This window comes from Komagataeibacter ossonobensis (assembly GCF_057359305.1).
Genome location: NZ_JBXAYQ010000004.1, coordinates 100,773 through 110,730, shown reverse-complemented (window position 1 = coordinate 110,730; position 9,958 = coordinate 100,773). Strand labels below are relative to the sequence as shown.

Annotated in this window: 12 protein-coding genes; 11 read left to right on the top strand and 1 reads right to left on the bottom strand. The window is 63.4% G+C overall.

Features of this window, described 5'->3' with window-relative positions; translation table 11 throughout:
* The first annotated feature begins 219 nt into the window (after nucleotides 1-219).
* The 4 genes from AC1RQ9_RS05740 to AC1RQ9_RS05725 all read left to right on the top strand — a co-directional run bounded on the left by AC1RQ9_RS05740 (nucleotide 220) and on the right by AC1RQ9_RS05725 (nucleotide 2,200).
* Entirely contained in the window at nucleotides 220-1,248 is a 1,029-nt protein-coding gene (locus tag AC1RQ9_RS05740) for an MYG1 family protein (RefSeq protein ID WP_485985961.1), read from the top strand.
* 48 nt (nucleotides 1,249-1,296) lie between these two features.
* The gene (locus AC1RQ9_RS05735; RefSeq protein ID WP_485985959.1) at nucleotides 1,297-1,524 is read left to right on the top strand and encodes a hypothetical protein; all 228 of its coding nucleotides are present in this window, start codon (nucleotides 1,297-1,299) and stop codon (nucleotides 1,522-1,524) included.
* A 43-nt stretch (nucleotides 1,525-1,567) separates the two neighbouring features.
* Entirely contained in the window at nucleotides 1,568-1,702 is a 135-nt protein-coding gene (locus AC1RQ9_RS05730; protein WP_256431408.1) for a hypothetical protein, read from the top strand.
* A 165-nt stretch (nucleotides 1,703-1,867) separates the two neighbouring features.
* Entirely contained in the window at nucleotides 1,868-2,200 is a 333-nt protein-coding gene (locus AC1RQ9_RS05725; protein ID WP_485985957.1) for a hypothetical protein, read from the top strand.
* 54 nt (nucleotides 2,201-2,254) lie between these two features.
* On the opposite strand, the gene AC1RQ9_RS05720 is transcribed toward AC1RQ9_RS05725, so the two are convergent.
* Nucleotides 2,255-2,734 carry a GAF domain-containing protein gene (locus AC1RQ9_RS05720; protein WP_485985956.1) on the bottom strand — a complete coding sequence of 160 codons (480 nt, stop codon included), beginning with the start codon at nucleotides 2,732-2,734 and terminating at the stop codon, nucleotides 2,255-2,257.
* A 261-nt stretch (nucleotides 2,735-2,995) separates the two neighbouring features.
* On the opposite strand from AC1RQ9_RS05720, the gene AC1RQ9_RS05715 reads away from it, so the two are divergent.
* The 7 genes from AC1RQ9_RS05715 (at nucleotide 2,996) to AC1RQ9_RS05685 (ending at nucleotide 9,936) form a co-directional block, all read left to right on the top strand.
* Nucleotides 2,996-3,397, top strand: coding sequence for a hypothetical protein (locus AC1RQ9_RS05715; protein ID WP_485985955.1), 402 nt, complete (start codon nucleotides 2,996-2,998; stop codon nucleotides 3,395-3,397).
* 66 nt (nucleotides 3,398-3,463) lie between these two features.
* Entirely contained in the window at nucleotides 3,464-4,324 is an 861-nt protein-coding gene (locus AC1RQ9_RS05710; protein WP_485985954.1) for a glucose 1-dehydrogenase, read from the top strand.
* On the top strand, nucleotides 4,317-5,612 hold the full coding sequence (locus tag AC1RQ9_RS05705; protein ID WP_485985952.1) for an AGE family epimerase/isomerase: 1,296 nt from the start codon (nucleotides 4,317-4,319) through the stop codon (nucleotides 5,610-5,612). The genes AC1RQ9_RS05710 and AC1RQ9_RS05705 overlap by 8 nt, the downstream gene beginning before the upstream one ends.
* A gap of 350 nt (nucleotides 5,613-5,962) precedes the next feature.
* The gene (locus AC1RQ9_RS05700; RefSeq protein ID WP_485985951.1) at nucleotides 5,963-6,964 is read left to right on the top strand and encodes an ABC transporter permease; all 1,002 of its coding nucleotides are present in this window, start codon (nucleotides 5,963-5,965) and stop codon (nucleotides 6,962-6,964) included.
* On the top strand, nucleotides 6,961-7,932 hold the full coding sequence (locus AC1RQ9_RS05695; protein WP_485985950.1) for an ABC transporter permease: 972 nt from the start codon (nucleotides 6,961-6,963) through the stop codon (nucleotides 7,930-7,932). Before AC1RQ9_RS05700 ends, AC1RQ9_RS05695 begins: the two co-directional genes overlap by 4 nt.
* Nucleotides 7,922-8,953: an ABC transporter ATP-binding protein gene (locus AC1RQ9_RS05690; protein ID WP_485985949.1), complete on the top strand. Its 1,032-nt coding sequence runs from the start codon at nucleotides 7,922-7,924 to the stop codon at nucleotides 8,951-8,953. The genes AC1RQ9_RS05695 and AC1RQ9_RS05690 overlap by 11 nt, the downstream gene beginning before the upstream one ends.
* Nucleotides 8,944-9,936, top strand: a complete 993-nt coding sequence (locus AC1RQ9_RS05685) for an ABC transporter ATP-binding protein (RefSeq protein WP_485985948.1) — start codon at nucleotides 8,944-8,946, stop codon at nucleotides 9,934-9,936. The genes AC1RQ9_RS05690 and AC1RQ9_RS05685 overlap by 10 nt, the downstream gene beginning before the upstream one ends.
* Nucleotides 9,937-9,958: the final 22 nt, after the last annotated feature.

The following is a 9,958-nucleotide window of genomic DNA, read 5'->3' as shown; positions in this document are numbered from 1 at the left end:
GTTTTTGGTGACGCTTTTTTCCAAAAGCTTTCGGGAACGCCGCCTTTTTGAAAAACGCGGCACCCAGAAACTTTTACTCTATCTATCAGCAACAAGATTTTCACCCTGCACCTGACGCTGACGCTGACGGCATGGTGAGGAAGCCTGTTGTCTTGGACGACCCTTTGCGGCATGAGGGGGCATATCAGAATTCCATTCTTGTACGTCAGCAGGTTCCCCATGTCCGAGCATACCCCCATTGGTCTTGATAACGCAGCCGCCCCCGTCCGGGCGCTGACCCATTCGGGGAATTTCCACGTTGATGAGACACTGGGATATGTCATCCTGCACTACGCCCTTGCGCCCGGGGGCGACCTGCGCGCGCGTGTTCTGGGGGATGGCCCTGCGGACCGGCTGGAATTCATCCGTTCGCGTTCGCCCGAACGGATCGCGGCGTCCGATATCGTGTTTGACGTGGGCGGTCAGTATGCCCCGGAAAAAGGCCGTTACGACCATCACATGAAGGACAAGCCCCTGCGTGATGACGGAACGCCCTACAGCGCCGCCGGCCTGCTGTGGAAGGATTACGGGACCGCAGCCATACGCAATATCGTGCAGACGCAGGTGGATGACGCGGACATTGCCGCCATATGGCAGGCCATAGACAAGTCGCTGGTCCTGCCGATTGACGAGGACGATAATGGCGTCATGAAAATGGGCAGGCTGTCGCTGGCCGATATCGTGTCATCCTGCCGCCCGGCATGGGACACCATCGAACTGTATGGCCCCGAAGAAGCAAAACGGCGCGAGACGCTGGGCTTCGCCAATGCCGCGACGACCGTGGCCTCCCATCTGGTCAATGTAGTGGACCGCGTGCGCGCCAGCCTGAAGGCGGCGCAGCGGGTCATGGCCGCCTATGAAGCCGCCGAGGACAAGCGCATCCTGCTGATGGATACGGGCATGCCGACCGAGAAGGTCATTTTTGAAAACGACCTGCCCGTCGTCTATGTCGTCTCCCCCGCCGCCCCTGACCGCTGGAACGTCAAGGCGGTGCCCCCCGTGCGCGGCGATTTCGGGCAGCGTATCTCCCTGCCGGAGGCATGGCGTGGGCTGGACGGGGAAACACTGGCGAAGGTATCGGGCGTGCCCGATGCGGTATTTGCCCACCCCGCCCGCTTCATCTGCGGCGCGGGCAGCAGGGAAGGAGCGTTGCAGATGGCGCGCCTGGCGCTGAAGATCAATGATGAACTGGAACAGGCCGGGGACTGATCCCGCCGCCGTTCATCCGCCGCGCCCGGCAGGGCAGATGCCGCAAACGTGATGGGTCATCAGGACTGTCCCGCGCCTGCGGTGCTGTCCCGCCCCTGTTCAGGTGGCACGCGCCTGCCTACATCGCCTTCATCGGGTGGTTTTCCATCACCCGGACTGGAGGTCGCCATGGACAGGGGAACCCGCTACCGTTCCAATCCCGATGTCATCGACATGGTTGGCATTGGCATGGTCCTGCTTACACTCGCACTATGGCTATCGTTTATCTTCATATGACGGTCCAGCCATCTGGACCTGACCGCTTCTGACGGAGGCTACGATGTGGATACACCTGCGCCGCCAGCGCCTTGCTGGCACAGCACCGGCCGGACGCCTTTCACGATGGGATATTGCGGGACCGGCACTGATCGCCGCCGCATTCGCCCTTTCAACGGCCATGATATTCCTGTTCTGAAACACGACGCCTACATCATGAAAGCCCGGCACATTGTGGCCGGGCTTTTTCATATTCCCCGTCCGGTCGCCGCATGGCGTGTGCGGGACATACCTCCCCTGATTGGCGCCGCCGACCGGGGTGGGTTAGGGTCACGGCCTGTAGCCGGGAGAGGAAGATCACATCATGGACACCAAGACCATTGCTGAAGCCTATTTCACACTGGGCACCCATATCGAGGAAAGCCAGGCCCGCGTCAGTGATGCGGCTGAAGCGTTGATGCCCCTTGTCAAAAGCGGCGACAAGGATGCGGTCAGCGCACTGGACAACCTGCACAAGGCAGCCGTTTCCATGCAGTCCGAACGGCTGTGGGCGGAATATCTGTGGCAGCTAGCGTCCGGCAAGACCCCGGCCCCGCCCGTCGATACCACCGCAACACCGGACCAGCCCCAGCCGCATACATTCCTTGACAGCCTGCTGGGTGAACTGACCGACTACGTCAGGTATGGGAAATCCTGATCCCCTTTCCGTCCGGCCCGGCCATGGGGCGGGCGGACGGCCTTTGCCTGTTTCCTATTGCGTCCCGGCCGGAATGGCCTGCACCAGCAGATCCACGATCTTTTCCAGCATGATCCGGTCGGCATCGGAAAAACGGTCGCGCACCGGGCTGTCGATATCCAGCACACCCAGCAGCCGGTCGCCCGCAATGACCGGTACCACGATTTCGGAAGCCGAGGCAGCGTCACAGGCAATATGGCCGGGAAAGGCATGCACGTCGGGCACAACAAGCGTCCGCCGTTCCCGCGCCACCGTCCCGCACACCCCCTTGCCATAGGCGATGCGGGTGCAGGCCATGCGTCCCTGAAATGGTCCCAGCACAAGCTGATCTTCTTTCCAGATATAAAATCCCGCCCAGTTCAGGTCGGGCAATGCCTCGAAAATCATGGCCGCGATATTGGCCATGTCCGCGATCATGTCCGGTTCGTTCGCCACGACCGATGCCACGGCCGCAACCAGTTCCTGCGCATCCAAATGTTGCGTGGGGGCTGCCATCGGTTTTTTCCTTCCTGCACCACATCAGGGACGGAGCACGATGCCCGATCGCCCATCCCCCCGACATAGACGATATCCACCGGGCCATACAGGCCGCAAACCATCACGAACAACCGGCGGCCTGCAGCACGCTGCAGACCTGATGCAACCTGCCGCCCTGCCACGGGTTTAATGCGCGGCACATGATGGCCGCAATGGGCCATGGACCGCATCATTTCACGCTGCCACGTCATTTCACGTCCCGCCAGAAGGATGCCACGAATGTCGTACCGTCCAATATTCACCCTGCCCGTCGTGACGCTGGGCATCCTGTTCGGGGGTAGCGTGCTTCCCGCCATGGCGCGCGATATGGCCATGCCATCTGCTGCAATGCCACAGGCGATGATTGACGCGGCATCGGGCGCGCGGCTGGCGGGTTACCTGAATTTCTGCATTGAAAATGGCCTGGCGGACCATGCAGGGGCAACCCCGCTCATGAATACGCTGATCCATAATACCGGCGCGGTCCCGCCTGATGAACACGGCAATATGGATTACGCCTATGGCACGGCGGGCGTCCTGCAACCCGGTACCGGCAACATGCCGCGCATGACCGACCTTGATATCCCGGCGCGACACGATGCGTGTGCGCATGCCGTGAAAAAGGCAGGCATGGGGGCATGATGGAAGATGTCACCTTCCGCCCGCCCATATGGGCAAACCCTGCAATCCACATGACGGAGGCCACGCATGCCCCACAGCATTCCCGCACAGAGCCAGCCCCACCAGCCCGGTATCGAACGCCTGCTTGACCCACCGGCGGAACATATCCGTGCCGATTATATGGGCAGCGGCAAGCTGAAGGGACGCAGGGCGCTGGTCAGCGGTGGTGACAGTGGCATAGGACGCGCCGCCGCCTTGTATTTCGCACGTGAAGGGGCCGATGTCGCCATCGTGTACCTGGAAGAGGACGAGGACGCCAACGAAACGGTGCGCCTGATCGAAGCCGAAGGGGGCCGCGCGCTGGCCATACGCGGCGATGTATCGTGCAGCAGGGTATGCGATGACGCGGTGGCCCGCACGGTGGAGGCTCTTGGCGGGCTGGATATCGTGGTCAATAACGCCTCCGTCCAGTACGTCAGCAGCGACCTGACCGATATTACGGACGAGACCTGGCAACGTCACATGGACGTGAACATAAATGGCTATTTCTACCTGGCCCGTGCGGCCCTGCCACATCTGGGCCGGGGCAGCGTGATCATCAACACGTCTTCGGTCAACGCGTTTGCGGGCAACGCCTCGCTGGTCGCCTATACCACGACCAAGGGGGCGGAAATGGGCTTTACCCGGGCACTTGCGCTGCAGCTTGCGCCAAAAGGCATACGGGTCAACGCGGTTGCCCCCGGCCCGGTCTGGACACCCCTGCAACCCGCAAGCTGGGGGCCGGTCGATCCACAGGCCGTGGCCAACCTTGGCAAGGATACGCCCATGGGCCGCATCGGTCAGCCCAGTGAACTTGGTCCGGCCTATGTCTATCTTGCAGCACAGGATTCATCATACGTGACCGGACAGACGCTGCACGTAAACGGGGGCATGATCATCAATGGGTGAAGCCCTGCCTGCGCTGATGGTGCCGTTGTCTTCATGGTTGCGCCGCTTGCCCCACCGTCGCTGGCTGGACGTGCAGGGACAGCGGCTGCTGGATTTTTCCAGATCATCCCGCGTGGCCTGCGGCTTCGCGGCACTGGACGACCGGGGCAACCTGCCGCCCGGTGCCACCGCCGACGCCACGCTGGGCGCGCGTATGACCCATGTCTATGCCGTGGCGATGGAACGTGGGCTGCCAGGTTGCGGGCCACTGGCCGCGCATGGGGTCAACTGCCTGCTGGGTCCACTGGCGGACCATGAAAATGGCGGCTGGTTCCTTGCCCCGTCCACCGACGGGCAGCCGCCGGATGCCGGGCGTAAGCAGGCCTACCTGCATGCCTTTGTCGTGCTGGCCGCATCCTCGGCCACGGTTGCGGGGGTGGCGGGCGCGCGCAGACTGCTGGACAAGGCGCTTGCGGTCTGGGAACGGCATTTCTGGAGCGAGGAAGAAGGCATTTTTCGCGAAAGTTTCGCCGCCGACTGGTCGGATGAGGAAGACTACCGCGGCGCCAACGCCAACATGCATTCGCTTGAAGCCTGCATGGCCGTGGCCGATGTGACGGGCGACCCGATCTGGCGCAACCGGGGCCTGCGCGTGGCCGAACGCTTCATCCATACACTGGCGCGCGATGCGGGTTACAGCCTGCCCGAGCATTACGATCGCAACTGGCGGCGGCTGGATGATTACAACCGTGACCGGCCTGCTGATCCGCTGCGTCCCTATGGCATGACGCCGGGCCATTTCACGGAATGGGCGCACCTGCTGCTGAAGCTGGAAGCCGCGTTGCTGCGCGCCGATGGCCGTGCGCCCGCGTGGCTGCTGGAAGATGCCACCGAGATGTTTCACAACGGTATGACGGCGGGATGGGCGCGCGATGGCGCGCCGGGGCTGGTTTACACGATTGACTGGAACCATGAACCCATGGTCCATAACCGCCCCCACTGGTGCCAGGCGGAGGCCATGACAGCCGCCGCCGCCCTGCTTAAACGCACGGGACACCGGCAGTATGAACACTGGTACCGCACGCTGTGGGATTATATTGACACCTTCATGATCGACCGCAGGCATGGCGGGTGGATACAGGAACTGGACCGCGACAACCGGCCATCCGCCGTGGTGTATGAAGGCAAGGCCGACCTGTACCATGCATGGCAGGCGACCATGACCCCGCTCCTGCCGCTTGCCCCCAGCTTTGCCACCGCTGTCGCCCATATGGAAAACCATGACGATGCGGCCGCTACCCGGAACTGACCGGCCTATTGTTTCAATAGTAACTTATTGATAATGAATGGAAAGATTCAGAGGCCACCTTTGTTCAAAAAGACGGCGTTTTCTGAAGCTTTTTATAATCTGCGGTCCGGGCCTGCTTATACCCGAAACGGTCAGACCCGCATGCAGCAATCATGGGAATTGTGGCGACTGTTCCGGACGCACGTTGGCCTGGTCCATCATGGAAGACGGTTCCCGCGCATATCAGGCCCGACCGGTCGGTAAAACCGGATAAAACATGGTCCGGGTCATGACAGCCCCTTCGCAAGCGGGGGATATGGTGCCACCCTGCGTGAATGTCCTGATCCCACGTTTCCGAGTGCCATACCATCATGTCCGCCCCGACCCAGTCCACATCCACCGGCCCATGGCGGCAGGCCGCGCGCAATCTCGCGCGCACCCCGTCGGCCATGGTGGCGCTGGGTGTGCTTGCTGCCGTGACGATGGCGTGCCTGCTGGCCCCGTTCTATGCACACACCATTGCCCGGACCAACCCGTTCCAGTCCACTGTGGCGGGCACCATCGTGCTGGACGGGCACGAAGTGGACATCATGCAGCCCAATGACAACCCGCTGCACCTTGGCCTAAGCCCCATCGGGCCGACATGGCGCACCACGTACATGCTGGGCGCCGACAACCAGGGGCGCGACGTGATGGCGCGCCTGCTGTATGGTGGGCGCAATTCGCTGCTGATTTCGGCCGGGGCGGCCATCATGTGCCTGCTGCTGGCGGCGGGTGTGGGGATTGTCGCGGGTTTTTGGGGCGGGTTTGTCGATACCGTCCTGTCGCGGATCATGGACATCATGTGGGCGGTGCCGGTCTATCTGTTCGCCATATCGCTTTCCATTGTCATGGTCAGCCAGCAGGTGCGCCTTGGCCCGTTCGTGCTGCGGGCGGACAGCCTGTTCATCCCCGTCATGATCATCGCGCTGGTTTACGTACCCTATGCCGCGCGTCCCATACGCGGGCGGGTCATGGCGTTGCGGCAGGCGGAATTCGTGACCGCCGCACGCTGTCTGGGCGTGCCGGGATGGCGGATCATGCTGCGCGATATCGTGCCCAATGTCATGACCACGCTGGTCACGCTCGGCCCGCTGCTGATGGCGCTGGCGCTGCTGGCGGAAAGTGCCCTGTCCTTCCTCTCGCTGGGGGTACAGGCGCCACAGCCTTCGTGGGGAACAATCATTCAGGATGGCGAGGGCCTGATCTATACCCGCCCCATGGTGGCCGTCGCACCCGGACTTGCGATCGTAATCGTGGTGCTGGCGCTCAATATCCTTGGTGACGGGCTGCGGGATGCGCTGGACGTGCGTGATGGGGGACGGCGTTCATGACCGCCCTGCTGCGCCGCATGGGCCAGACGCTGCTGGTGCTGTTTGGCGTGTCGGTACTGGTGTTTGGAATCTTTTTCGCAACACCCGGCGCGGACCCCACCGCGCGTATTGCCGGGCGGAACGCATCGCCACAGACCATGGAAAAGGTGCGTCGCGATTACGGTTTCGACCGCCCGCTGCCGGTGCAGTACGCGATCATGATGAAAAAGCTGTTCATCACGCGCGACCTTGCCTCCTATGCCAACCGTGGCGAACGGGTGGTGCCCAAGATCATGCAGGCCGCCCCGGTTACGGCGTGCCTGGTCTGCGGGGCGGCATTCATCTGGGTGACAGTATCCATTGCCATGGGCACGGTGGCCGCCGCCATGAGGGATACATGGATGGACCGGGGGCTGATGATGCTGGGGCTGGTGGGAATTTCCATTCCCGTGTTCTGGTTGGGGGAAGTCGCCAACCTGATCACCCAGAACCGCTATCACGATACATGGCTGTTTTCATGGGTGCCGGGGCTGGGTTACGTGCCCTTCAGCCAAAGCCCGCTGGGATGGTTCCGCGCACTGATCATTCCGTGGTTCGTGCTGGCGGTCATGTTCATTGGCATATACAGCCGGGTGCTACGCACCGACCTTGTCACCCTGGCGGGCGAGGACTTCATGCGCACGGCACGCGCCAAGGGGCTGTCCCCTGCGCGCGTGCTGCTGTGGCATGGGCTGCGGACATCCATGGTCACCTTCGTATCGCTGTTCGGGATGGATTTCGCGCAACTGGTGGGCGGTGGCGCGCTGCTGACGGAAGTGGTGTTTGGCCTGCCCGGTGTCGGTCGCCTGACCTATCGCGCGCTGACCACGCTGGATCTGCCGGTCATCATGGCCACCGTCATGTATTCCGCCGTTTTCGTGGTGCTGGCCAATGCGGCGGTGGACGTGATCTACCTGTTCCTTGACCCGAGGGTGCGTGATGCCCGCTGACCGCTCCGCCCCGCTTCTGGATGTGCGTGACCTGTGTGTCGGCTTCCCCGCGCACGGGCGCATGGTGCCGATTGTCGAACATGTCTCCTTCAGCCTGCCAGAGGCCGGGATACTGGGGCTGGTGGGGGAATCAGGGTCCGGCAAGTCCGTCACCGCCATGGCGATCATGGGCCTGATTGATACGCCGGGGGTGCGGATCAGCGGGTCGGTGCGCTTTCGCGGGCGCGAACTGGTCGGGCTGCCGCCACGGCAGATGCGCCGCCTGCGCGGGCGGGACATCGCCATGATCTTTCAGGACCCGATGACGGCGTTCACCCCCGTCTATACCATCGGCTGGCAGATTGATGAACAGATCCGCGCCCATGAACGCGTCTCCCGCACGCAGGCGCGGGCACGCACGGTGCGGATACTGGGTGAAATGGGCGTGCCCGACCCCGAACGCATGGCACGACGCTATCCCCACCAGTTATCGGGTGGCCTTCGCCAGCGCGCGATGATCGCCATGGCGCTGTCATGCAACCCCACGCTGCTGATTGCCGATGAACCGACAACCGCGCTGGACGTGACGGTACAGGCGCAGATCCTTGAACTGATCCGTTCACTACGCACGACGCATGGGTCGTCCGTGCTGCTGATTACACATGACATGGGGGTCGTGGCCCAGACCTGTGACAGCACGCTGGTACTGTATTCCGGCCGGGTGGCCGAAACGGGACCATCGGGCCGGGTCCTTGACCATCCCGGCCATCCCTATACCGCCGCCCTGCTGGACTCCATCCCGCCGCTTTATGGTCCGCGGCCCGACCGCCTGCCCGCCATTGCCGGTGCGCCGCCCGTGCCCATGGATCGCCCGCCCGGCTGCGCCTTCGGTCCGCGCTGCGCCCATGTCCACGCCGCCTGCACCACGGTCCCGCCGGTTCTGGTCCCGCTGGGTCCCGGCCATGCGGCCGCCTGCGTGCTGCCAGCCGAGGGCACGCCCCTGCCGCCGCGCACGGTTACATGGGGGGACGCATGCCCGTGAACGATACACCGGCCCCCGCCGCGCTGATGGCGGTGCGCAACCTGTCCAAGACCTACCATGTGGGCCATGGGCAGCATCTGGTGGCTGTGGATGGCATATCCCTGTCAGTGATGCCGGGCGAGATGCTGGGACTGGTGGGGGAGTCCGGCTGCGGCAAATCAACGCTGGGGCGGTGCATGCTGCGGCTGACGGACATATCAGCGGGACAGGTCGTGTTTGAAGGCCACGACATCACCACCCTGCCCGAACGCCGCCTGCGCCCGCTGCGTCCCCGCATGCAGATGGTGTTTCAGGATTCCAGCGCCTGCCTGAACCCGCGCCGCCGCATCGGGGACCTGCTGGCCGAACCCCTGCGTGTCCATCGTGGCCCGGATGGGCGCAGGCGGTCGGCTGTGGACATTGAACGGCGCGTGCGTGACCTCATGGAACTCGTCAGCCTGCCTGTCGCGGCGCTGGCACGGTATCCGCATGAATTTTCCGGCGGGCAGCGCCAGCGCATCAATATTGCCCGCGCGCTTGCGCTGTCCCCCCGCCTGGTGGTGGCAGATGAGCCGGTTTCCGCGCTGGATGTGTCAGTGCAGGCCCAGATCGTCAACCTGTTTGCCGACCTGCAGGCACGGCTTGGCCTGACCTATGTATTCGTGGCGCATGACCTTGCGGTGGTGCGTCAGGTTTCCACCCGTGTGGCCGTCATGTATCTGGGCGCGATTGTCGAAATCGGGGCGACGGATGATGTGCTGCACTATCCCGCCCATCCCTATACTGCCGCCCTGACCGCCGCCGTGCCCCGCCCGGTGGCAGGTGCCATGCCCCCGCCGCCGCTTGGGGGTGACATACCCAGTCCCGTCAACCGCCCCGCCGGGTGCCGCTTCCATACTCGCTGCCCATATGTGCAGGACCGCTGCCGGGTGGAGGCACCCGCCCTGCGGCCCATCGGCCCCGGCCATGAAGTGGCGTGTCATTTTCCCCTTGCGCCATCGTGACAGACCCGTTGATGAATAATCA

Bases quoted from the DNA above. Each gene is read 5' to 3' on its own strand.
- AC1RQ9_RS05705 (WP_485985952.1), top strand. From the start codon at position 4,317: ATGGGTGAAGCCCTGCCTGCGCTGATGGTGCCGTTGTCTTCATGGTTG.
- AC1RQ9_RS05730 (WP_256431408.1), top strand. From the start codon at position 1,568: ATGTGGATACACCTGCGCCGCCAGCGCCTTGCTGGCACAGCACCGGCC.
- AC1RQ9_RS05715 (WP_485985955.1), top strand. From the start codon at position 2,996: ATGTCGTACCGTCCAATATTCACCCTGCCCGTCGTGACGCTGGGCATC.
- AC1RQ9_RS05740 (WP_485985961.1), top strand. From the start codon at position 220: ATGTCCGAGCATACCCCCATTGGTCTTGATAACGCAGCCGCCCCCGTC.
- AC1RQ9_RS05720 (WP_485985956.1), bottom strand. From the start codon at position 2,734: ATGGCAGCCCCCACGCAACATTTGGATGCGCAGGAACTGGTTGCGGCC.
- AC1RQ9_RS05725 (WP_485985957.1), top strand. From the start codon at position 1,868: ATGGACACCAAGACCATTGCTGAAGCCTATTTCACACTGGGCACCCAT.
- AC1RQ9_RS05685 (WP_485985948.1), top strand. From the start codon at position 8,944: ATGCCCGTGAACGATACACCGGCCCCCGCCGCGCTGATGGCGGTGCGC.
- AC1RQ9_RS05700 (WP_485985951.1), top strand. From the start codon at position 5,963: ATGTCCGCCCCGACCCAGTCCACATCCACCGGCCCATGGCGGCAGGCC.
- AC1RQ9_RS05690 (WP_485985949.1), top strand. From the start codon at position 7,922: ATGCCCGCTGACCGCTCCGCCCCGCTTCTGGATGTGCGTGACCTGTGT.
- AC1RQ9_RS05710 (WP_485985954.1), top strand. From the start codon at position 3,464: ATGCCCCACAGCATTCCCGCACAGAGCCAGCCCCACCAGCCCGGTATC.
- AC1RQ9_RS05695 (WP_485985950.1), top strand. From the start codon at position 6,961: ATGACCGCCCTGCTGCGCCGCATGGGCCAGACGCTGCTGGTGCTGTTT.